25 protein-coding genes are annotated in these 24,152 nt (G+C 27.2%); 21 read left to right on the top strand and 4 right to left on the bottom strand.

Going from position 1 to position 24,152, the window contains the following annotated elements; genetic code table 4:
- The first annotated feature begins 14 nt into the window (after positions 1-14).
- The 18 genes from upp to JXZ91_RS01205 all read left to right on the top strand — a co-directional run bounded on the left by upp (position 15) and on the right by JXZ91_RS01205 (position 15,947).
- Positions 15-644, top strand: a complete 630-nt coding sequence (upp, locus tag JXZ91_RS01290) for a uracil phosphoribosyltransferase (RefSeq protein ID WP_205851217.1) — start codon at positions 15-17, stop codon at positions 642-644.
- 143 nt (positions 645-787) lie between these two features.
- Complete coding sequence (locus JXZ91_RS01285; protein WP_205851216.1) at positions 788-1,744, top strand: Cof-type HAD-IIB family hydrolase; 957 nt, start codon at positions 788-790, stop codon at positions 1,742-1,744.
- 2 nt (positions 1,745-1,746) lie between these two features.
- Positions 1,747-2,454, top strand: a complete 708-nt coding sequence (locus JXZ91_RS01280) for a ribonuclease HIII (RefSeq protein WP_205851215.1) — start codon at positions 1,747-1,749, stop codon at positions 2,452-2,454.
- A 170-nt stretch (positions 2,455-2,624) separates the two neighbouring features.
- Positions 2,625-3,080 carry a 30S ribosomal protein S6 gene (gene rpsF, locus JXZ91_RS01275; protein ID WP_205851214.1) on the top strand — a complete coding sequence of 152 codons (456 nt, stop codon included), beginning with the start codon at positions 2,625-2,627 and terminating at the stop codon, positions 3,078-3,080.
- A gap of 34 nt (positions 3,081-3,114) precedes the next feature.
- Complete coding sequence (locus tag JXZ91_RS01270) at positions 3,115-3,573, top strand: single-stranded DNA-binding protein (RefSeq protein ID WP_205851213.1); 459 nt, start codon at positions 3,115-3,117, stop codon at positions 3,571-3,573.
- Between the two features lie 14 nt (positions 3,574-3,587).
- On the top strand, positions 3,588-3,905 hold the full coding sequence (gene rpsR, locus JXZ91_RS01265; protein ID WP_205851212.1) for a 30S ribosomal protein S18: 318 nt from the start codon (positions 3,588-3,590) through the stop codon (positions 3,903-3,905).
- 56 nt (positions 3,906-3,961) lie between these two features.
- On the top strand, positions 3,962-4,387 hold the full coding sequence (locus tag JXZ91_RS01260) for a hypothetical protein (protein WP_205851211.1): 426 nt from the start codon (positions 3,962-3,964) through the stop codon (positions 4,385-4,387).
- Positions 4,388-4,450: 63 nt separating this feature from the next.
- Positions 4,451-5,668: a replication-associated recombination protein A gene (locus JXZ91_RS03625; RefSeq protein ID WP_205851210.1), complete on the top strand. Its 1,218-nt coding sequence runs from the start codon at positions 4,451-4,453 to the stop codon at positions 5,666-5,668.
- Positions 5,669-5,671: 3 nt separating this feature from the next.
- Positions 5,672-6,610 carry a phenylalanine--tRNA ligase subunit alpha gene (gene pheS, locus JXZ91_RS01250; RefSeq protein WP_205851209.1) on the top strand — a complete coding sequence of 313 codons (939 nt, stop codon included), beginning with the start codon at positions 5,672-5,674 and terminating at the stop codon, positions 6,608-6,610.
- Between the two features lie 11 nt (positions 6,611-6,621).
- A complete protein-coding gene (locus JXZ91_RS01245) occupies positions 6,622-8,793 on the top strand; it encodes a phenylalanine--tRNA ligase subunit beta (protein ID WP_205851208.1) in 2,172 nt (723 codons plus the stop codon).
- Positions 8,794-8,917: 124 nt separating this feature from the next.
- Complete coding sequence (gene recA / locus JXZ91_RS01240; protein ID WP_205851207.1) at positions 8,918-9,922, top strand: recombinase RecA; 1,005 nt, start codon at positions 8,918-8,920, stop codon at positions 9,920-9,922.
- A gap of 125 nt (positions 9,923-10,047) precedes the next feature.
- Positions 10,048-10,857 carry a TIGR00282 family metallophosphoesterase gene (locus JXZ91_RS01235; RefSeq protein ID WP_205851206.1) on the top strand — a complete coding sequence of 270 codons (810 nt, stop codon included), beginning with the start codon at positions 10,048-10,050 and terminating at the stop codon, positions 10,855-10,857.
- Positions 10,857-11,276 (top strand): transcription antitermination factor NusB, encoded by a 420-nt coding sequence (locus JXZ91_RS01230; RefSeq protein WP_205851205.1) that lies wholly within the window; start codon positions 10,857-10,859, stop codon positions 11,274-11,276. The genes JXZ91_RS01235 and JXZ91_RS01230 overlap by 1 nt, the downstream gene beginning before the upstream one ends.
- A gap of 10 nt (positions 11,277-11,286) precedes the next feature.
- Positions 11,287-12,021 (top strand): TlyA family RNA methyltransferase, encoded by a 735-nt coding sequence (locus JXZ91_RS01225; RefSeq protein ID WP_205851204.1) that lies wholly within the window; start codon positions 11,287-11,289, stop codon positions 12,019-12,021.
- A gap of 1 nt (position 12,022) precedes the next feature.
- Positions 12,023-13,198, top strand: coding sequence for an aminotransferase class V-fold PLP-dependent enzyme (locus JXZ91_RS01220; RefSeq protein WP_205851203.1), 1,176 nt, complete (start codon positions 12,023-12,025; stop codon positions 13,196-13,198).
- On the top strand, positions 13,185-13,607 hold the full coding sequence (locus JXZ91_RS01215) for an iron-sulfur cluster assembly scaffold protein (protein ID WP_205851202.1): 423 nt from the start codon (positions 13,185-13,187) through the stop codon (positions 13,605-13,607). Before JXZ91_RS01220 ends, JXZ91_RS01215 begins: the two co-directional genes overlap by 14 nt.
- Positions 13,600-14,847 (top strand): Y-family DNA polymerase, encoded by a 1,248-nt coding sequence (locus tag JXZ91_RS01210; RefSeq protein WP_205851201.1) that lies wholly within the window; start codon positions 13,600-13,602, stop codon positions 14,845-14,847. Before JXZ91_RS01215 ends, JXZ91_RS01210 begins: the two co-directional genes overlap by 8 nt.
- Positions 14,847-15,947 (top strand): nicotinate-nucleotide adenylyltransferase, encoded by a 1,101-nt coding sequence (locus tag JXZ91_RS01205; protein ID WP_205851200.1) that lies wholly within the window; start codon positions 14,847-14,849, stop codon positions 15,945-15,947. The genes JXZ91_RS01210 and JXZ91_RS01205 overlap by 1 nt, the downstream gene beginning before the upstream one ends.
- 22 nt (positions 15,948-15,969) lie before the next feature.
- Here JXZ91_RS01205 and JXZ91_RS01200 read toward each other — a convergent pair whose 3' ends face one another.
- On the bottom strand, positions 15,970-16,362 hold the full coding sequence (locus tag JXZ91_RS01200; RefSeq protein WP_205851199.1) for a hypothetical protein: 393 nt from the start codon (positions 16,360-16,362) through the stop codon (positions 15,970-15,972).
- A gap of 272 nt (positions 16,363-16,634) precedes the next feature.
- On the opposite strand from JXZ91_RS01200, the gene dnaK reads away from it, so the two are divergent.
- Positions 16,635-18,422, top strand: coding sequence for a molecular chaperone DnaK (gene dnaK, locus JXZ91_RS01195; RefSeq protein WP_205851198.1), 1,788 nt, complete (start codon positions 16,635-16,637; stop codon positions 18,420-18,422).
- A gap of 48 nt (positions 18,423-18,470) precedes the next feature.
- Here the strand turns inward: dnaK and pepF are convergent, their stop codons facing one another.
- The 3 genes from pepF to JXZ91_RS01180 form a co-directional block, all read right to left on the bottom strand.
- On the bottom strand, positions 18,471-20,297 hold the full coding sequence (pepF, locus tag JXZ91_RS03620) for an oligoendopeptidase F (RefSeq protein ID WP_205851197.1): 1,827 nt from the start codon (positions 20,295-20,297) through the stop codon (positions 18,471-18,473).
- Between the two features lie 50 nt (positions 20,298-20,347).
- A complete protein-coding gene (locus JXZ91_RS01185) occupies positions 20,348-20,866 on the bottom strand; it encodes an adenine phosphoribosyltransferase (RefSeq protein ID WP_205851196.1) in 519 nt (172 codons plus the stop codon).
- Between the two features lie 70 nt (positions 20,867-20,936).
- Positions 20,937-21,512, bottom strand: coding sequence for an NAD(P)H-dependent oxidoreductase (locus tag JXZ91_RS01180; protein WP_205851195.1), 576 nt, complete (start codon positions 21,510-21,512; stop codon positions 20,937-20,939).
- A gap of 99 nt (positions 21,513-21,611) precedes the next feature.
- Between JXZ91_RS01180 and JXZ91_RS01175 the strand changes: the two genes are divergently transcribed.
- Together JXZ91_RS01175 and JXZ91_RS03615 are read left to right on the top strand one after the other, a co-directional pair.
- Entirely contained in the window at positions 21,612-22,385 is a 774-nt protein-coding gene (locus JXZ91_RS01175) for a DUF2779 domain-containing protein (protein WP_241006151.1), read from the top strand.
- 21 nt (positions 22,386-22,406) lie between these two features.
- Positions 22,407-24,146 (top strand): MATE family efflux transporter, encoded by a 1,740-nt coding sequence (locus tag JXZ91_RS03615; protein WP_205851193.1) that lies wholly within the window; start codon positions 22,407-22,409, stop codon positions 24,144-24,146.
- The last annotated feature ends 6 nt before the right edge of the window (positions 24,147-24,152 follow it).

Below are 24,152 nucleotides of genomic sequence, written 5' to 3'. Positions count from 1 at the left end.
TATGGAGCAAAAATATGATTAAAATTCTTCAACATCCACTGATAAATGCAAAATTAACCAAAATGAGGGACAAAAGTACTACTCACAATGAATTTAGGCAAAATTTAAATGAAATTTCTTCACTGATGGTTTATGAAATGTTAAGAGATTATAAAACTAAGCCATTAAAAGTGCAAAGTCCTACTGGTGCTGTTTTCTTAGGTGAACAGTTAGATAAAGAAATTTTAATTATTCCAATCTTAAGAGCAGGACTAGGGATGGTTAATGGAATATTAGATTTAGTACCGCAAGCTAGGGTTGGACATATTGGAATGTACCGTAACGAAGAAGCCAATAGTGTAGTAGAATACTTTTTTAAAATTCCTGAAGTACCTAAGGATAGTTACATTATTATTGTAGACCCAATGCTTGCTACAGGAACATCAGCTTGTGATGCAATAAAGAAATTAGAGAATTTAGGTTTTCTAAACATTAAATTAATATGTTTAGTAGGTGTTCAAGAAGGTATTGATAAAGTTGTTTCTCAATATCCTAATGTTGACATTTATCTAGCTGCGAAAGATGAAAAATTAGATCAAAATAATTATATTATTCCCGGTTTGGGTGATGCTGGAGATCGTATTTTTGGCACAAAAGTTAAATAATCGAATAGGAACAGCTTGTTCCTATTTTATTTATCTTAATTTGTGGCGAATTTTATAGTAAAATTATTAATGCTGTTATGTTAATTTTATATTTAACAAAAAAATATAAATACTCATAATTACAAAAATAGAAAGAGGTAAAAATGGCTTTTAATAAACAATCTGAAGGAAGAAGATTTTTATTTGCTCTTGATCTTGATGGTACACTATTAGCTGATTCAGCAGCTGGAACAATTAATCCTAAAACTGAACAAGCAATTAAAAGAGCTGTGGAGGCGGGACATATTGTTTCAATTATTACTGGTAGACCATGAAGAAGTACAATGCCAGTATATAACAAACTTAACTTAAATGCAATTGTAGGTAACTACAACGGAGCACATATTCACAATCCTGCTGACCCGTTTTTTATTCCTACAATAACATATTTAGATTTAAATGAAGTTTTATATATTTTAGGTGATGAAAAAGTTAAAAAAGAAATTTCTAACTATGCAATAGAAGGACCTGACTGAGTTCAATTAATGCATAGAGATCCTAATTTGGAAAAAGTTTTTGGTTTTAACCAAGCAACTAAATTTAGAGAATCAATCAATTTAGAAAAACTACCACTTAAACCTACTGGTATTGTATTCGATTGTCAACCAACAACTGATGTTTTGGAATTATTAACTTACTTAAAAAGAAGATATGGTGATTTAGGAGAATTTTCATCTTGATCAAAAGGTGAAGGTTTAAGTCCTGTATTTGATATAACTTCAATTGGTGTAGACAAAGGAAAAGTAATTTCATTAATGATGAGATATTACAATATTGATATTGATGACACAGTTGTTATTGGTGACTCATATAATGATTTAAGCATGTATGAAATAGGTAACGTAGGAGTTTGTCCAGCTAATGCTGAAAAAGCAATTAAGCAAGTTTCAACTGTTGTTATGGGACAGACTAACAAAGAAGGAGCAGTTGGATATTTTATCGATGAATTTTTGGACAATCCAGATAAATATATCGAAATGGCTAGAGTAAAGAAAAACGAAGCTAAAAAGAAATTAAAGACCGTCAAGGCAGATAATTTTTATAACAAAGAAGAAAAATAAATATGACAGAAGAAAAATACTTTGAATATATAGGAGTAGATGAAACAGGAGTAGGAGATTATTTTACTCCTGTTATTTCAGTGGCTTGCTATATACCTAAACAAAGTATTTCTTTAATCAAATCCTTAGGAATTAAAGATAGTAAAAAACTTAGTGATAAAAAAATTATTGAATTAGCTAAATATATTCAAGAAAAGAATTTAGTTTTCATCAAGCACACTATTTTAAGCCAAGCCGGTTACAATACATTAACTAAAATGGGCATTAATAATAATGCTGTTAAAACACTAATTCATTTTAATTCAATTAGTAGGCTGAAAAAAAGAATAAATAAAAATATTCCAATTGTTATTGATCAGTATGCTTCGATTGAAAATATTAAAAAACATGATCAAACTCTTAAATCTAAAAATATGTTTTTAGACATTAACTTGAATGATTATGATTTAGTGTTGGAAACTGGTGCAGAAGATAATTATTTAAGTGTTGCTTGTGCTTCAATTTTTGCTAGATATATTTTGTTGCAAAAAATGGAAGAGCAAAAAGAAAAATATGATAATTTTAATTTTAAATTAGGTGCATCAAACTTAATTGTTGATTTAGCGGCAGATTTTATTTTAAAATTTGGTGAAAAAGAATTGGGCAATGTAGCTAAAGTTTCATTTAAAACCACCGATAAAGCTAAGGAAAAAATTAAATGTGATAATTAATGATCTAAATCTAGGTCATTTTTTATACTAAAAATTTATTCAAAATATTGAATTATATAATATATAATTTAAAAGTTAAATATTCAAAATAAAACTATTTTTACATGAAATTTTAACAAGGGTAAAGACTCCTTGGTCGCAAAAGACCCAAAAGTCCAAAAGGAGAACTAATGTCAAATTACGAAATTATGATTCTAGTTAATCCAGAATCTAGCGAAGAAAGTGTAAAGAAATTATTATTATCAATTCTAAATAAAGAAAACACTAAAATCGAAAGATTGGAAAGAACTGAATTAGCATATCCTATTAACAAATTAACACATGCCAAATACTTTTTAGTTTTAACAAAATCAGAGCCTGAAGCACTAAAAGAATTGACAAGAAGACTTAACATTGACAAATCAATTTTAAGAACATTGATAATTAATTTAGATTCTGAAAAAGGCCTAAAACCTAAAAAGCAAAAAAGATTTATAAAAAAATCTTTTGATAATAGAAAACCATATGTAAAATCACATAGTAAAACAAATAAAGAAACAACTAAAGATTCTACTGAAGAAAACAAAACTGACAAAAAACCTAGATATACAAAAAAAGCTGTAGAAAAAACTAGTGAAGAAAAATAGTTGACCAACTTTCAACTAAATAGGGAGAATATAAATGAATAAAGTTATTTTAATTGGTAGATTAGCCTCAAAACCATACAAAGGTGAAACTGCATCAAATATTGAATATTCAAGATTCACTATTGTAGTTACAAGACCTTTTGTAAATGCAAATGCTGAACCTGTTTCAGATTTCATTCCTTGCATCGCATGAAGAAATGATGCTGCATTTATTAACAAATATATTGATAAAGGTTCATTAGTTTCTGTTGAAGGAACTTTTCAATCTTCTAAAACAATAGATCAAAATGGACAAACAGTTAATAATTATGTTGTGAGTGTAAACAGACTTCAATCACTGGAAACAAAAGAAGTTAGTGAAGCTAGAAGAAAAAACAATGCTACTAAAGAATTTAGTATTCCCCAAGAAGAAAAAGCTAGTGTTTCAACACAAAATTCAAATCCAGATTTAAACTGAAGAATCGAAGATGATCCAAACGGTCTGGAGTGATAAGTTAGGAATTTATTATGGCAAGAATTGTTCGTAAAAAACCATTTGTACGTAGACGTCCATGTCAATTTTGTTTAAGTAAATCACCAGTTGTTTATGTAGATTATAAAAATGAAGAACTATTATCAAAATTAGTAAACCAACAAGGAAAAATTCTTTCATCAAGAATTACAGGAACATGTGCTAAACACCAAAGAGCTGTTTCATTAGCTATTAAAAGAGCTAGACTTGTTGCTATTTTACCTTATATTGGCACAGTAAAAAAAGAATTTGTTAAAAAGGAAGCTGTTAAAGAATCAAAACCTGTGGTTGAAAATACACAACCAGAAAAATAAATTTAAATGCGTAATTTTGCGCATTTTTTTTATAATTAATCTAACTAAGGAATTTTATGAATAGAAAGAAAATTGGCTGAATTCAAATCGTATTATCATTAGTGGTAATTATTTTTAGTATTTTCTTAATTGTTTCATTAATTTTGGCCCTTAAATACCAATGCTCGCTGCTAGAAAAATATAATGTTAAAAAATATGATGAATTAACTAAATTATTAAAATCAGAAGAAACTATTTCTCTTAAAAAATCAACAACTGTTTTTATTGGAGCATTAGTAACATTTCTGTGTGTTTTTTTAGTATCAATAGTTTTCAATGGTTTAATTGCATATGAATCTTGAAAATCTAAAAATAAGGTTATTTTTTGACTTTCGTTGGGTGCTTGTCTAGCATTTAGAATTCTTGGAATAATTTCGGGTTGTTTAATACTAAAAAGTGCATATAAAAAACAAAAAGAAAAGCATGAAAACATCAACCAATAGTCATGTTATAAAAATAAAAATCTATTTTTATTCTGGAAAGTTTTATCTTATATAATTTAATACATGAAGGCAAACTTAGCAAACCTCTTGAGACCCTTAAAATTAGACAATTTTGTTTGTTCGACTGAAAAAAAACAATTGTTTGAATCAATTATTGAAAATAAAGATTTTTCTTCCTTTATTTTTTATGGCAAACCTGGCACCGGCAAAACAACAATTGCAAATATTTTAGCTTACAGCATCAATGCTAGTTATGATTATTTTAATGCCGCCATTGATAGAAAAGATGATTTGCTAATCAAAATTAAAAATAATGATATTTTAATAATTGATGAAATTCACAGATTAAATAAGGATAAACAAGATATTTTATTGCCTTATCTTGAAAATGATAAGATTACAATTTATGCAACCACAACTGAAAATCCTTATTTTAAAATTAACCCTGCTTTAAGGTCTCGTTGCCATATTATTGAACTAGAGTCTCCTTCAAAAAATGATATTGTTAATCAATTAAATAAAATTGCGATTGAAAAAAATATCAAATGACTTGAAGATAAAAAAATTCAAGAATTTATAGCAGTTCAGTCAAACTCAGATTTTAGAAGTGCAATAAATAATGTTGAATTAATTAATAAATTATTTACTAAAGGTTCAATAACATTAGAAACAATTAAAAATATAATACCTTCAATTAAGTTTTATTCTGATAATGACGGTGATGGGCATTATGATTTACTCAGCGCTTTTCATAAATCACTGCGTGGTTCTGATCCCGATGCTGCTTTGTATTGAGGTTTATTGATACTTAAAACTGGTGATGTTGATGGCTTATTTAGAAGAATGTTATGCGCCACCTATGAAGATGTAGGTTTAGCTAATGTTAATTTAGGACACCAAGTCTTAAATGCCATTGAAGCATTTGAAAGATTAGGTTTACCAGAAGGTTATTTGCCAATTGGGTTTGCAATTTTAAATATTGCTTTAAGTCCTAAATCAAATTCTAATTATTTGGCTATTAATAGGGTTAAAAAATTGCTTGAACAAGGCAAAATTTATGAGCCACCAATACACTTAAAAGATGCACATTATAAAAGCGCATCTCAATTAGGAAGAGGAGTAGGATATAAATATCCTCATGATTTTGATAAAAATTTTGTTGAGCAACAATACTTACCTAATGAACTTAAAAATACTAGTTTTTTTGAATACCAAAATCAAGGAATGGAAATTAAAATTAAAGAATATTGAAAATCTATAATGGAAAAGAAAGGAAAATAAAGTATGTTTGAATTAGATAAAATTAAGAATTTAGAAGATTTAAAATTGGCAAAAAATGAATTTTCAAAATCTAAAGAATTACAAGATTTAATGGACAAATTAAGAACAGCACCAGTTGCTGAAAAAGCAATTTATGGTCGCCAATTGCAAGAATTAAAAAATAAAGCAGAAGCGTTTTTTGAAGAAGCTAAAAATAAAATCAATGAATTAGAAACTCAAAGAAAACTAGAAAATGAATTTATTGATTATGCAACTCCATTAAGTTATTCAGGCTCAATTCATCCAATCAATCTTATTAGCAAACGTTTTAGAGATTGATTATTAATGAATGGCTACATTGAACTAGAAGGTTCTGAAATTGAAATTGATAAATATAATTTTGAACATTTAAACATTCCTAAATCTCATCCAGCTAGAGATATGCAAGATTCTTTATATTTAAATAAAAATGAATTATTGAGGACCCATAATACTGGTATTAGTGCTAGAGCACTAGAAAAATATGCTAATAAAGAGTTTTCACAATTTAGCATTGGAAAAGTGTATAGAAATGATGAAGAAGATAAAACACATACTCATCAATTTACACAGCTAGACTTAGTAAGTGTAGGTAATGTTTCATTTTCATCATTAATGTATACACTAAAAGAAATGCTTTCTTATGTTCTTGAAGAAAAAATAGAAATTAGATTAAGGCCTTCTTATTTTCCTTTTACAGAACCAAGTGTGGAAGTGGATATATTCTTTAAAAACAAATGAATTGAAGTTTTAGGGGCGGGAATGTTACATGAAAAAGTCCTTAAATCAGCGGGATACACTAATTCAATGAATGGTTTTGCGGCAGGAATAGGTATTGAAAGAATAACAATGATAAAATATGACATCGAAGATATAAGAGAACTATACAACAACGACAAAAGATTTTTAAAGCAATTTAGATAGGAGATTAAATAATGATTTTTTCATATAAAACGCTATGTAATTTAGCTAATTTAAAAAATAAATCAATTGAAGATGTTGTTAATGCTATAAATTCAATAGGATTTGAAGTCGAAAACTATAATAAATTTTGTGATGTTGAAGGTATAAAAATATGCCATGTTATTAATACTTATAAAAATCCTGAAGCCGACCGTTTAACTGTTTGTGAAGTGGAATATGGAGATGGGCACAAAGCAATTATTCAAACCACTGCTACAAATATGAAAAATGACCAATATGTAATGTCTTTTGTTCCTGGTTCTAGAAACGGAAAAATGGTTTTTAGTGCCAGAAAAATGCAAGGTATTGTTTCAGAAGGAATGCTTGTTGGGCTAGAAGAATTAGGTTTTGATGCTAATGTTGTGCCAGAAGAATTTAGAGATGGAATTTTTCAATTAAATAAAATGGATCTTAATATTGATCCTATTTCATATTTTGATTTAGATGATTATTTAATTGATGTATCAATACTATCAAATAGAGCTGATGCACAATGTTATTTAATAATGGCTAAAGAACTAGCGGCTTATTTTGATACTGAAATTAAATGACCAAAAAAACCTACACCAAATCTTATTTCTAATTTTCAAGTAAAAAGTCTTAAATCAACTAATGCTTTTAGTTTTGTAGAGGCATCAAACAATAATTTAAAATGTTGCATTAAAGAAAGTATGTTATTGTGAAAACATGGCATTAAAACTTTTTCAAGTGCAGTTGATTTAACTAATCTTGTTTTATTATATACTGGTGTTCCTTGCCATGTTTATAACAAGGATGATTTAAATTCAAATGAATTTAGTGTTGAAAATTACTCTGGCAAATTAAACATTTTAGGTAATAAAGAAGTTGAAGTAGAAAATGCTTTAGTAGTTAAAAATGGTGATACACCGGTTTCATTAGCGGCTACTATTGGCCTTGAAAATAAGCAATTTAGACCCAAATCTTCAAAAGCAATTTTTGAACTAGCTTCATTTAACATAGCCAGTGTCAGAAAAAATTCAAAAGAAATTAAATTGATAACTAATGCTTCTTTAAGAGCTAGTCGTGAAATATCTAATGGCTTAGTTATCTTAGCTTACAATTTTTTAGCTAAATATCTAACCGATTTTTCAGTACAAATTAATGCTCCTAAAGTAACTAAAAAAACAATTTTACTAGATAAAGCATATTTAACAAAGTTTGCTGGTTTTAGCATTATTAAAACCAAAAAATATGATGAAGTTTTAAAGAAATTAACAATATTAGATTTTAAGTTTAAAAGTGATTTTTCTGCTGTTACTTTTCCAAGTTATCGTTATGACATGGAAACAATGCAAGATTTTGTGGAAGAGTTTTTTAGATTTTATGGTTACAATCATTTTCCACTAAAACAACCTAAAATTCAAAGATTAAATTATGAAAAAAATAATACTTTTGAATATATAGAAAAACTTGCTAATAAAAATTATGCTAATGTTAAAACATATACTCTAATTAATCCAGAAAAAAATATCTTTAATCCTTTTAATTTTAAAGAAACTTTAAATGCTAGTGATTCAAAAAATTATGAACATTCACAAATTCGTTATTCATTTATAAGTGTTTTAAATGATGTACTGATTTCAAACAAAAAGCAAGGTTTTGAAGAAGGTTCATATTTTGATATAGGTATGATTGAAAGAGAAATGAATGTTTTAGGTTTAGTGTCAAATGAAAAGAGCTTTGACGAAATTAAACTTGATATTATTTCTTTAACAAATCAAAATCTTGATTTTAAAAAAACAGATAGCGCCAATTTCAGTCCAAATGCTGCAGCTGAAATTTATTTAGATGAAGAAATGATTGGTTATATTGGCAAAATACATCCAAAATTGATTAATAGTGATGCTATTTTTGCTGAAATTAAACTAAATAAATTAACAAACAAACAAAACTCTTTTGTTAATTACCGTCATGAACCAATTAAATCTAGAGATATTACAATTGAATTACAAAACAAAGAAAGTATTCAAAGTCATATCGATAAACTAAAAACAATTAAAGGTATTCACGAATACAAAATCATAGATGTATATCAAAAAACAGAAAATACAAAGACCATAACCTTATCAATCAAAATAGAAGATTGAGCTATTAAAAAATTAGAACAAGTCTTTTCTAAATAATTAATATAAGCTTTAAATGCTTGTATTTTTGATTTCCTAGTTTTTTATTATAGTTTTCTTATTTTATTAGCAAAATAAGTAAATCTTGGAGTTTAAGGGCCAAAATTATGTTTAAGGAGAAAAAATGTCAGCAGATAAAAAAGAAAATAATTTAAAACAAAGCATAGATAAAATTCTGAAAGATATTAGAAAAGATTTTGGCGATGAAGCAATTATGGTTTTGGGTGAAGGTTTGGATGTTATACCTAAAACTTTTAGTTCTGGCTCATTAGCAATTGATAACATTTTAGGAATTGGTGGATGACCTAAGGGAAGAATAATTGAAATTTATGGGCCTGAAAGCAGTGGAAAAACAACATTGGCTTTACATGCAATTGCTGAAGTTCAAAAATTAGGAGGCATTGCTGCTTTCATTGATGCAGAGCATTCAATTGATCCTATTTATGCCAAGAATTTAGGTGTTGATATTAACAATTTAATTTTATCGCAACCAAGTTCAGGTGAAGAAGCTCTAGAAATAGTTGACACACTGGCTAAGAGTGGTTCTTTTGATTTAATTGTTGTAGATTCGGTTGCTGCTTTAGTTCCAGAAGTTGAACTAAACGGAGAAATGAAGGATCAAACAATTGGTGCACAAGCTAGATTAATGTCAAAAGCGTTAAGAAAGATAACCGGAACCCTTTCAAAAAATGAAACTACTGTTATTTTCTTAAATCAAATAAGAGAAAAAATTGGTGTCATGTTTGGTAATCCAGAAACCACCTCTGGTGGTAAAGCACTAAAGTTTTACTCTTCAATTCGTTTAGAGGTAAGAAAAGTTCAAAATATATCATATAATGGTGATATTACCGGAAACCAAATTAAGTGTAAAGTAGTGAAAAACAAATTAGCTCCACCTTATAAAACGGCTCAAATTGAGATAGTATTTTCAAAAGGAATTTCAAAAATAACTGAGATTATTAATATGGCAGAGCAATTTGAAATTATCAATAGAAAAGGTTCATGATATAGCTATAATGGAGATAATATTGCCCAAGGTCAAGTTAATTTAGCATTATTATTACAAACTAATAAGGACCTATATGATGAAATTTATAATCTAGTAATTGAGAAGTTAAATGGAGACTAAAATAGTTATAAATGCAAAGTAACTTACTCATTTTAATACTTAAATTTAAAAGCGAATCGTTGTGTTTTCGCTTTTATTTTTATTAGATAACCACAATGATTGTTAAATTATATATAATTTAAACTATGAAAAAAGAAGAAAATATAAACGTTTTGTTTCTTGGTGATATTTTTGGAACACCGGGAATTGATTTTGTTGAAAAACAAATAGACAAAATAATAAAAGATAATAATATTGACTTTGTTATTGCACAAGCTGAAAATGTTTCAGGTAGAAAGGGGTTTGTTCCTAAAGATTATAAACGCCTAAAATCAATAGGGGTTGATGCGTTTACTTTAGGAAATCACGTGTGAGCTAAAGATGATATTAATGAGATCATTGAGAATGAAGATTTAATCAGACCAATAAACATTGATGAAGGTTATCCAGGATCTGGAATTAGAATTTTTGATGTAAAAGGAAATAAAATTGCAATCATGTCATTCATGGGTATAACATTTAATCCTTTATTAAGTCCTTGAAAACAAGAAAGTGCAAATAACTTTTTTGATGAATTTGATAAAGCTTATGAAAACTTGGAAGCAGACTATTGTATTATTGATTTTCATGCTGAAACCACATCAGAAAAATCTGTATTTGGATTATATGTAGATGGTAAGGCTGATACATTTATTGGTACACATACTCATGTTCAAACAAACGATGCTAAGATCTTACCTAAGGGTACATATTATTTAACTGATGCTGGGATGTGCGGACCCAGGGATTGTGCTATAGGATCTAATTTTGATGAAGTATATAAAAAAATGCGCTTTAATTCTAAATTACCTTTTCAAGTATCAAAAAATAAATGTCAATTAAATGGTGTTATTTTTACATTAACAAAAAATGATGCTAATAAGCAAATTAAGTTAATCAATATTTTGGAGGATTAATGGATGAACTAAATAAAAATAGATTTCTTATAAAAAGATATCAGTTTAGAAAAAATATTATTGGTTACATATATCAATATGAATTATTTGATAAAACTCTTGATAGTAAAGAAATTGTTGATAATGAATTAAATGTTCTAAACGACAAAGAAATTAAAACTCTGAAAATCATTGAATCTAAACATGAAATTATTCAAAATATTGCTAAAAACTTTATTTCTAAAAATTGAGACTGGATAAGAATAAATCCTTTAACTAGGGCAATAATTATTTTTGGTATATATGAATTAACATATAACGACTCTAAAGTTGTCATTAATGAAATGATTAATATATCTAAGATTTTTTCACCAAATGATGATTATAAGTTTATAAATAAAGTATTGGACCTAGTAGATAAAAACATTATCAAAAAATAATAACAGAAATATGAAAAAAACACTAAAAGAGCTAATTAAAATTAAACATAATTTAGATGATAAAACTATTGATTCTATTGTTATGCAAGGCAAAATAATAGTTAATGGAGAAAAAGTATTTTTATCTAGTTTAAAATTTCCAGAAGATTCTAAAATTAAAATAATCAATTATGAAAAAGAATATGTGTCCAGGGGGGCATACAAGCTAAAAGAGGCAATTACTAAATTCAATATTAAAGTTGATAATAAAGTCTGCCTAGATATTGGATCATCTACTGGAGGTTTTGTTCAAGTTCTATTAGAAAATAATGCCTCAAAAGTGTATGCTGTGGATTCTGGAACTAATCAACTTGACTATTCATTAAGAATCAAAGATAATGTTTTTGTTTATGAAAAAACAAACTTAAAAAATTTAACTGAAAATATGTTTGATGAAAATATTGATTTAATAACCTGCGATGTGTCATTTATAAGTCTCAAACATGTATTTGAAATATGTAATAAAATCTTTAATAATAATTGTCAACTCGTAGCTCTAATCAAACCTCAGTTTGAAGCTAGTAGCAAATATGTACAGCCTGGAGGTTTTGTTGACAAACAACATCATAAATTCATCATTGATCGAGTAATAGAACATGCAAAGAAAAACGACTTTGTTTTAGTTAATGAAATTGTTGAGAGTCCAATATTAGGTGAGAAGTCAAAAAATATAGAATATTTATCACATTTTGAAAAAAGGAGTTAACATGGATATTAAAAAAATTAGAAACTTGTTTCCAATGTTTAAAAATAATCCAAATATTGTATATCTAGACAATGCTGCTTTAACTTTTAAACCTCAAATAGTTATTGATAAAGGCACAGAATTTTATGAAAAATATTCTATATCTACTAGAACCGCTGATACAAAAATCGGTTTTAAAGTTAAATTTGATTTAGAAAATACAAGAAATGAAATTGCAAAATTTATTAATTCAAAACCAGATGAAGTGATATTTACATCAGGAACTACAGAATCACTTAATCTAATTGCCAAAATGTTATCTTCAGTTCATAGAGAAGGGAAGATTATTTTTAGTTATTTTAATCATTCTTCAGCTATTATTCCTTTTATAGAAAATTTTAAAAATAGTAAGCTTAGTATAGAATATGCTTTCGATGAAAAAGATATCTTGAATAAAATAGATTTCAATACTAAAATTGTGGTTCTAGCTCAAACAACTAATAATTTTCAAGTTCATTATGATATGAAAAAAATATATGAAAAATGTAAGTCAGTTGGTGCTAATTTAATTAATGATGCTGCTCAAGCTATTGTGCATGATGAAGTTAATTTTGATTATTGTGATGTTTTAGCTTTTTCTGGAAATAAATTATATGGACCAACAGGTACAGGTGTTTTAGCTATAAAAAATGATTTATTAAAAAAACTATCTCCGCAAAAATGAGGTGGTGGACAGGTTCAAAATATTTTGAAATCATGACAATGAACCATTCGAGAAACAATAGGTAAATGAGAGCCTGGTACTCCTAATATAGCAGGTATTTTACAACTTGGTGAAGCTATTAAGTTTTTTAAATCATTTAATTTTAATGAAATTAAAGAACATGAAAAAGCAATTGCTGAATATGCATTTGATAAACTGTTACAAATTCCAAATATAAAAATAGACTCAAAACGGGGGGATACAATTATTTTATTTAATATAAAAGGTATTCCTTCTCAAGAAATATCTCATTTTCTAGGTCAGAGAGATATTTATGTGCGCTCTGGATCTTTTTGTGCTTACAAATTTAAAGAAGTAAATAAATATAACAATGACTATGTTAGAATTTCGCTTGCTTTATATAACAATAAAAAAGATATTGATAGTCTTGTAAGTTCCTTAAAAAAAGGAGGTAACTTTATTGAAATCTTTTAGTAATATAGAAAAGCAAAAAATAATATTTAATGCCTATTCCAACCCTCAGTATAATTTAAAAAATAAAAAAGAAGGCGGAATTTTTGAACATTCTAGCATTTGTGTTGATGAATTAACTTTATATTTAACTTTTCAAAATAATGTATTAATAAAAGCCAACTACTTTGCAGAAGGTTGTGCTGTTTTTATTGCTAGTGTTGAATTAGTGATTGAACAATTATTAAATAAGAATAAAGAAGACATTAATAAAATATTAGATGCTTATTTTGAAATGATAAATCAAAAAGAATATGATTCAAATGTTAAATTAAATAAACTAATTGTTTTTGAAAATGTAAAAGCACATTTAAATAGACTAGAATGTGCTTCAATTGTTTATCGTGCATTTAAGAAAGGTATTAATGGCTAGAGTGTTTTTACATATTGACATGGATACTTTTTTTGTTAGCTGTGAAAGAGCAAAAAATGATACGTTAAAAAATAAACCTGTAGTTATTGCTTCCAATTTAAAAAGAGCAATTATTTCTGCTGCTTCTTATGAAGTTAAAAAACTAGGTTTTAAAACGGGTGATCCTTTTTATAAAGTAAAAGAACAAATTAAAGATTTAGTTGTAATAGAACCACATTATGATTTATATTCAATGATGTCTAAAAAAATTTTTGAATACATACAGGATCATTATTCTAATAAAATTGAAGTGTACTCAATTGATGAATGTTTTATTGATATCACAAATGAATATAAAAAATATGATACACCATTAAATATGGCAAAGCATATTCAACAATCATTATTAAAACACCTCAAAATACCTTGCTCGATTGGCATCTCGTATACAAAATTCTTAGCTAAAATGTCCACTAACATGGCTAAGCCTTTTGGCATTATTGAAACTAAAAAAGAAGACATTGAAACTCGCTTTTATGACTTAGACATTAAGAAAATTTTTGGTGTTGGAAAAGCCAGTGTAAAAAAATTGAATGACTATGGTATACAAACATATAGGGACTTAATTAATTGTAAAAATGATATTTTTTTAAAGAAAGTTTTTGGAAATAGATATTTTATGTTAATAAAAGATCTAAGGGGTGAGAACGAGAATAAACAACATGTGCTTAATGAAGATATAAAAAGTATTAGTAATTCTGAAACCTTTATGAATGATGATTCGAATGATTATCTTTTTATAATTAAAGAGCTAAGAAGAATTTTAAACAACATCTGTAACCGTGCTAAAGACTTAAATTTAGAAGGTAGAGAAATATCAGTATCGATTCGTCACCAAAATAGAGAATGAATTAGAAAAAGCAAAAAACTTTCAAACTGAACAAATAATGAAGAGACTATTTGAAATTATGTTTTATTTTTGTTTGAAAGCATGTGAGAAAGTGAATATATAAGAGGTTTAGGAATAGCATTATCTTCCCTTAGATCAGTATTTAGCATTAACAAGAGTATTGAATTATTTGAAAATAAAAATGCTTCTGAAATTGATAAAATAATAAATAATAATAACTTTAAGTTTGAAAAAAATGTTCTTAAAAGTGCGAATCAGTATTTAAAAGAACAAAGTGTTCAAAAAGAAAACATTAAATTTTTAAGAAAAAATACAGCAAAACGCGATAAAAAAATAGATTTGGAGAACTAATGAAAATAGGAATATATGGAGGCAGCTTTAATCCTGTACATAAGGGCCATATTCAGCTTGCACAATATGGTATAAAACACTTAAATTTAGACAAATTATTTTTTGTGCCTGCAAATGTAAACCCTTTTAAAAAAGTTAATAATTATGTTAATAATCAACACAGAATTAATATGATTAATTTAGTTTTAGAAGATAAAATGTTTTTAAGTGATTTTGAAGTTAGACGAGGCGGCACTTCATATACTATCGATACTATTAAATATTTCAAGCAAAAATATCCTAATGATGAACTTTTTTTATTTATTGGAACTGATAATATACCATCATTAAATAAATGAAAAAATATAGAAGAAATTAGTGAATTAAGTCAAATAGTAGCATTTAATCGTAATAATAAATTTTCAAAAATTAACGTCAAGAAATATAAAGTTCAAATCCTGAATAATCCTGTTTGAAATTATTCATCTACTCAATATAGAAATGGCCAATTAGATATAGTGAATGAAAAAGTACAAGAATATATAGGGACTAACTTTTTATATTTTGAAGATATTGCTAAGGGTTTGCTTTTTGATATAAAAGATAAAGAAAAACAATTTCGCTATTTCCATTTAGCCTGAACAGGTGAATTCGCAGCGAAACTAGCTCAACACCTTAAGTGTAGTATTAAAAATGCATATCAAGCAGGTTATGCTCACGACATAACTAAAAACTGAACTGAAGATGCTTCATATAAATTTTTAGAGCAATATGGTTATACAAAAGAAAATCTAGAGAATTACAAATTACATCAAACAACAGCATATTATTGACTGAGAGATATTTATAAATATAATAATGACGAAGTTCTTAATGCTATTAAAAAGCACACTTCACTTGACCTTGATTTAACCTTACTAGATAAAATTTTATATGTGGCAGATAAAATTAGCAAGGGCAGAAGATGAGAAGGAATTGAAAAAATTAGAAACCTATGCTTTGAAGACTTTGATAAGGCATTTAAATATATTGTTACTAGATGCGCTGAATACGAATCAGAAGTTAGGGGATGTGTTTTTTCTGAACATCAAAAAATGATATATAAAAAGTGAGGCAATTAGCTTCACTTTTTAAATCTGTTTTCTAGCTTGATTTTCTTTGTGCTGCCGCTCCAACGCTAGCTGCAATAAGAGTGAATATTGAAAATGGAATAAACGCACCAATTATGTACAATATTCCAACTGCATAGTTTTTATTCTTAAATCCGTCAATTGAACCAATAATAATAAATACTAATAACAATATACTTAGTAAACTAGCCATTCCAATAGAACCTAATGACAAAATCATTACTCATATTGGTTTAGCTTTTAAAGCTGTTCATATTTGATTTGATAGTGCCGTTATGTTATTTGAGTTAAGTGCAATTTTGTCGGGTTTAATAACAAGAAAATGTAATAATAAAGTACCCGTTAAAACAAAAATTAATATGAAAAACATAAAAATTAAATTTGCCACATGTATTTTTCTGTTCATAGTTATTCCTTTCGTTCTTATGTACATATTTTAAACAAAATTTAAGATAAACTGCTTTTTTAGTAAATAAATGCAATTAAAAAATACTGGTTTTGTCATTTTAATAAGCTTTTTGGCTATTTAAAACTCTAAAAATAAAATTAGCACTCTTTTTTTCAAAGTGCTAAAAATTATGTTAAAATATTTCTGTAACCTAAAAGTGGAATAAGTGCGCATTTAGGTAAAAGTAAAAATTTTATATTAAATGTAAATCTGAAATTAAAAGAGGAAATATGACAAAAGAAATTATTTTAGGAATAGATTTAGGAACTTCAAACTCAGCAATTTCAATTATTGAAAACGGTAAACCAAAAGTACTAGAAAACCCTAATGGAAAAAGAACTACCCCTTCAGTTGTAGCTTTTAAAAATAATGAAAGAGTAGTTGGAGAAGCTGCTAAAAGACAATTAGAAACTAACCCTGATAGTATTGCTTCAATTAAAAGATTAATGGGAACTTCACAATCAACTAAAATTAATGGTAAAGATTATAAACCAGAAGAAATTAGTGCAATAATTCTTTCTTATATGAAAGAATATGCTGAAAAGAAAATTGGCTCAAGTGTTAAAAAAGCAGTTATAACTGTTCCAGCATATTTTGATAATGCTCAACGTGAAGCAACTAAAAATGCTGGAATTATTGCAGGAATGGATGTAGTTAGAATTATTAATGAACCAACTGCTGCAGCATTAGCATTTGGTTTAGATAAATCAAAAGACAAAAACCACAAAATTTTAGTTTTTGACTTAGGTGGTGGTACATTTGACGTTTCAATTCTTGAAATGGAAAATGGAACATTTGAAGTTTTATCAACTTCTGGTGATAACCATTTAGGTGGTGATGACTGAGATAATAGAATTGTTCAATGATTAATTGAAAAAATAAAAGAAAATTACAATTTTGATGCTCAAAAAGATAAGATGGCTATGGCTAGATTAAAAGAGGAAGCTGAAAGAACTAAAATTTCTCTTTCTGAATCAATGGTAGCTAATATTTCATTACCATTCTTAGCAATGAATGAAAATGGTCCAATTAACGTTGAATTAGAGCTAAAAAGATCAGAATTTGAATCAATGACATCTGATTTATTAGACAAAACTAAAAAACCTTTATTGGATGCTCTAAAACAAGCAAAATTAGAATGAAACAATATAACAGAAGTTCTTTTAGTTGGTGGTTCTACAAGAATGCCTGCTGTTCAAAAAATTGTTGCTGAAGTAACTGGTAAAAAACCTAACAACTCAATTAACCCTGATGAAGTAGTTAGTGTTGGAGCAGCTATTCAAGGTGCTATATTAGCAGGAGATATCAATGATGTTTTATTATTAGACGTTACTCCATTAACATTAGGAATTGTTGTTGAAGGTGATATAGTAGCTCCTTTAATACCTAGAAATACTACTATTCCAGTAACTAAGAGTCAAATATTTTCAACAGCTGCAGATAATCAAACAGGTGTTTCAATTGTTGTAACTCAAGGTGAAAGACAAATGGCTTATGATAACAAATTCTTAGGAAGATTTGATTTAACTGGAATTCAACCTGCTCCAAGAGGAGTTCCTCAAATTGAAGTAAGTTTCTCAATTGACGTTAATGGTATAACTAAAGTTACTGCAAAAGATAAAAAAACAAACCAAGAACAAAGTATTACTATTCAAAATACATCTTCTTTATCAAAAGAAGATATTGAAAAAATGGTTCAAGAAGCTGAATTAAATCGTGAAGCAGATAAGAAAAAAAGAAGAGAAGTAGAACTAACAGTTAGAGCAGAACAACTAATTCAAGAATTAGATAAAGCTACAAACTCTGAAGAAGCTAAAAAATTATCAAAAAATCAACTTGAAGAAGTTAAAAAAGAAAAAGATGAGCTACAAAAATTATTAAACAATAAAGATTTTGATAATCTTGAAAAGAAAATTAATGAATTCGAACAAAAGATGCAATTTGTAAAAAAACAAATGGAAGCTCAAAATAAAACGGATACCAAAAATACTGAAGAAGAAAATAAAGAAGCTAATTAATTTCCTAGATTAATAAAATAAGCCCTGTGGTTATTTACACAGAGGGGCTTATTTTTTAAATATCTTATTTCCTAATCTTATATATTCATTTACTTTAGAATCTAGTATTGAAAATGCTTTTTGGTATATATCACTTGAATATATATCAACTCCCGCTTCTTTAAGTATTATTGTGGGTCAGTCTCTATCACCGGCAGATAAGAACTTATTAACATAATTCTCTAAAGCTGTTTTTCCTTCTTGTTTATATTTTTGGAAAAATACATTAGCAACTATGTATCCCAAGGCATATTTATATACATAAAAATAGTAATAAAAATGTGGGACCATTACACTATAAACATTTATTAGGTCGCCAGTTTTTGGACTAATATCAGCCATAGAATATTTTTTAGCGTTATTGACATATATTTCTTCAATTGCTTCATAAGTATTTAACGGTTCATTTTTATCTATTCTATTATATAGTTCATATTCAAAATTAGATCATTGAGTTTGCCTTAAAACAGTGCCAATAAAATCATTAATACTTTCATTTACTAAAAAGAATTTTTCTTCATCTGTTTTGGCATTTTCCATTAAATAATCATTCAAAAGTAACTCATTAAATATAGAAGCAATTTCTGCTAAAAATAAGGGGTATTGGCTTCTAAAAATATTTTGTGTTTTATTTGAATAATATGAATGCATTGAATGTCCCATTTCATGGCATAAAGTGTTGACTGAATTAATGGTATCATCTCAGTTCATTAGAATGTATATTTTGTTTATTCCATATGTTCCACCTATTGAATAAGCTCCAGATCTTTTTGACGGGACATTAATATAATCTATTCATCTTTCTTTGATTGCTTTTTCAACTATATTTGAATATTCATAAGGCATTACTGACGTTATTTTCTTCAGTATTTTTTGAGCTTCTTCTATGCTATATTTATTCTTGATCTTAACTAGGTCAACACTTGAATCTCATAGCTTAAATTTTTTATTAAATTTAGCTTCAAAAAATTGAACATGATGCTTGTGATACTTCTTAAATATGTGCATATTATCCTGGACATTTTTATAAATAATTTCTAAAAGTTTAGTGTCAACTTTATCAGATAATAGTATTGATTCTAATGACGAGTTATATTTTCTATGAAGGGCGTTAACTGATATTTCTTTAATATGTTGATATAACATTTTAGCTAAACTTTGTTTATGCTTTAAATAACCATTAGCAAAATTAATATATGTTTCTTTTCTTACTCTTTCATCCTTGTGTTTCATAAGCATTGGTCTAGTACCTTCAGTGATTTCATATTTTTTTGAATTCTTATCACGCGCAAAGCCAAATTCAATTTCACTATCTGTTAAAATACCAAATAACTCTTCAACATCTGGATTTCCATGTGCTGTTTGTGTTAAATACAGTTCAACATTATTGTCCAACTTGTGTTCTAATTCATCTAATATTGCTTCTAAATCTTTTTTAACATATTTCAATTGAGGATCATTGATTCAGATTTTTATTTTATCCTTGTGTTCTGCAATTCTATTAATTTCAGAACCAAACAATTTTGAGTATTCTGCTTTTTTAGAATCAAATTCAGATATTAATTTATTAATTAAAGGGTCAACTAAATTAGTATTTAGTTTGTTAGACAAATAGTTTTCTATACGATTACCCAAAAGTGTCATTTGTTCATCATATTTTAAAGAATTAACATAATTATCTAGTGATTCATACTTAGAATCTTTGATTTTAATTAATTTATCATATAGTTCAAAATATTGTTTTAATAACTCATCATACGAAGAATTAGATAATATATCTTCTAAGTCAAAACGATATTTTTCTTCTATATCTATATATTTATTATATTTTTTCATATTTACCTACTTTGCTAAAAATTTAATAAAAATAAGGCTTATATGCCCTATTATTGGTCATCTTGCTCTACAAATATCAGACTTTCAATATCACAGTTTAGTCTTTTTCTAGCTTCAAAACCATCTAATTCCATTAGCACTATAATTCTCAATATTTCAACACCTTGGTCTTTTAAAAGTTTGATTATTGCTTCAAGAGTTCCTCCTGTAGCTAAAACATCATCAATAATGACAGCTTTTTGACCCGGTTTTACCAATCCTTTTTGAATTTCTAGTATTGATCTTCCATACTCCAAACCATATTCGCAACTTATAACTTCTCCAGGTAACTTACCTTTTTTTCTCACCATTATAAATGGTTTAGATAGTTTTGCTGCAACTGGTGTACCAAATAAAAAACCTCTTGCGTCAGGTCCTACAATAATATCTGCATCTTGTGCAAGTTCAGACATTTTATCAATTGTATAATTTAGTGCTGGACCATTAGCCAACAATAAAGATATATCTTTAAATTTAACACCTGGTTCTGGAAAATTCATAACTGTTCTAATATATTTTTTTAATTCCATGACTATAAAATTATATGACAATTAAGTCAATTAATTTAGCTTTGGCTATCTTTAAAAATCCAAAACATGATTAACGAATTTTTGAAATAATCTTATCAATAACTTCTTTTCTTTTTGCACTATCCATTTTAACAAGACTGCCAATTCTTTTAGCTTGAATTAACTTCATACCTGTAAATCAGCAAACACCTGTTCTAAACATAGAAAAATCAGCATTTTTATAAAGTAATTTTATAAATATTGACGGAGCACCAGAGGTTGAAAAAACTCTAACTTTTTTGCCAGTTAATAACTTATCTCAGAAAGGGTCATTTTCATGATATTTAAAAGCAAAACCTGATTGAAAAACGTTGTCTATATATCCCTTTAAAATGGCAGGAACAGAAGCTCACCACAGTGGATAAAAGAAAACAATTTCATCTGCTCATTTTATATTTTCTTGTTCTTTTAAAATAAACTGCTTATTTTTTTCAGATTGAGAATCCTTTAATAAACAAACATCAAAATCATTCTGATTTAAATTGATTCTGCGAACATTTTTATTTAGTTGACGCAGCTTTTTTTCATATTCATCAGCCAACTTGCCATTAAATGAATCAAGTGTTGTATGTCCTAATATTAAATAAATATTTTTTGTACTTTTCATTGTTATACTCCTATTTAGACTTAAATTTAAGTTATAATTAATTATAACACTTAGATATTTCAGAATTTATTTTAGTGCTATAATTAGGAAATTATGAATATGAACAACAAAAATTACGTATATATTGATTTCGAAGCAATTACCAATCCTTTTGCTCGAATAGTTAATTTAGCTTCGAATACACCATATGCATATACTGTTGGTGCCCTTAACAAAAATAATACTTTTGAAACCAAAACTTTCATTGTTGATTTTACAAAGGGTAATAGTGTTGGTAATATATGAGCTATTATAAAACAAAATATTATTAGACATCTTTATGAAATTAACTCAAAGTTAAAAATTGAAGAGGTCGTTTTTATTGGTCATAATCCTAATTTAGAAAAACAAATTCTTCATAAACTTTTTCCCAATAATGATGTTCAACCATTGCTAGATGCTTCATGTCCTGCCTTAAGTTTATCCAAGTTAACAGGTCCTATTTTTGAAGATGATTATTTTCCTAATATAAAAAGAGCTATAAATGATTCAAACATTGAACCCCTTAAAAAAAGGGTATTGGGAAGAAATGGAGCAATTGCTTCTTTTTTAGGTCATTGATTATTTATTAATTCAATAAAAAACTTAAGAGTTAATGACAGAAGAAAAAGATTCTTTTTAAAATTGAATAAAAACGTTGTAATTAAAGAATTAAGAAAATATTCTGGTGATGATGTTAGGAAAATGTTATTTTTAACTTCAAATAAAGAGGAAACTGATTCATTAATCAAAAAATATTCATACAAAAAAGAATTATTAAAACAAATAAATAATTTAAATTTAGACGACAATTTGACTATTAAGGATATAAAACAAAAGATTTGAAATATTTAAAATAGAAAGGTGGGGATAATCATGCAAACAAGTGTTAGAAAAAAGCATTATTTTAAAAGATTATTGCCACAATCAAAATTTGATTGAAAAATGTATTTTTCTAAAACATGACCAATCATTATTGGAGAAATACTATTTTGTTTAAATGGTTTTCTAGATAATTTTATGGTTAGTCATATTCCTTCTGGAATTGATGCTTTAACTTATGCAAATACTTATACTGGCATTATATATACAATATTTTTTGCAATTCAAGGAATTGCCGGAATGTTCGTAGGTCAGTATTATGGTAAAAAGAATTATGACAAAGTTAATCAAATTATGAACCTTAGAATTTGAATGTATCTTGTCGTTTCTGTTGTATTTGCAATTGTATGTTGGAGTATGCCTACCAATTTAATTTATTTTGTCGGAGGGCGACAAATAAACTCAGCTGCATTAAATGAGGCTAGAATGTATTTAATGCTTATTTGCATTTCTTGAATTATTACTTCATTTAACTTTAATACTAATATGCAACTTAATGAAACTGGGCATTCAAATCTAGCTTTTGTTTCAGCATGTTTGACCTTAATTAGCAATGCCACAATAAATGCAATATCTTTATATGCATTTAAAGGAAAAGCATATTATGCTGCTTTTGGTTCAATCATTAGCGCATTTGTTTGTTTGGCCTCTGATTCTCTTTTAACTTATCACAAAGACAGACCTATTTTTGTAAATTTATTTAAGATACATATAATTTCTAGACCAATAGCTAAGCAAATTCTTAAAAGAATACCAGCTATGTTAATAACAATTGCTGCAATGATAACTATTCCAATAAGAATGATAATTTGATCTCGGGCTTATCCAGATAATTTAATTGGAGGTTCTGGCATAAGAGCAGCTTGGATGGGCATTAATGCTGTTACTATTTTAGGCTTAGTAGAAAGTTTAGCATCAATTGCTTCTGCCATTACTTCTGCTTGTTCATCTAATGTTTCTTATTTTGTTGCCGGCAATTTAGGAAAAAATAATTTTGAAGAAGCTGAAAAGCATGCTTATGCCCTAAGAGGTTTTCATGCCATAATGGGAGCTTGCATGTCGGCATTAATGATTGGTGTTGTTTTTGGAATAGCGTATTCTCCCGCTACTTCAAGAGGCTCAAAAGAAGCAATTGATGCAAATGTAAAAATTTATTTAGAAAAAGGTGCTTTTAATAGCATTTTGAACAATTCAATTTCAACAAGTTGACTAAATTCTAACATTGTAAATGAGGCACAAAAAGTTTATAATCATGATCTAACAACATGAACTAATGGTATTCCTAACAAAATTCAACTTGAAAGCTTTTTAAATAAAAGCGAAATTAAAAATTTAGTTTTAGAAATGAAGTTTAAAACGGGTGAATCTTTTAGACAAATATTCATTTATTGTTGCTTGACTTTTATTTTAATTAATCCTATCTGGTGTTGGTTTTATACAGCTGCAGCTCTGCCAGGTGCTGGCGGAAGAAACATGGTAGGTTCAATTACAATGTTATCTGCTCATTGATTGTCATTTATATGATTAATCATATTAACCTTTGGAATAATAATTCCTTTAAGAAACAAGGGCACTTACATAAGTTTAGAGTTATCTTATTTTGCTTTTTTTGCTATTGATTTCTTAAGATTAATAATTTTTGAAACTGTAGCTGCAAAAACAGATTGAAAAAGAAATATTACTGATGAAAATACTAAACAAATTGCAGCAATTGCTCCTTGTAATTCAAAATAATCTTAA

The sequence above is a fragment of the Mycoplasma enhydrae genome (assembly GCF_017116825.1).
In the GTDB taxonomy this organism is placed as follows: domain Bacteria; phylum Bacillota_I; class Bacilli_A; order Mycoplasmatales; family Metamycoplasmataceae; genus Metamycoplasma; species Metamycoplasma enhydrae.
This window is presented reverse-complemented; position numbering and strand designations above follow the sequence as displayed.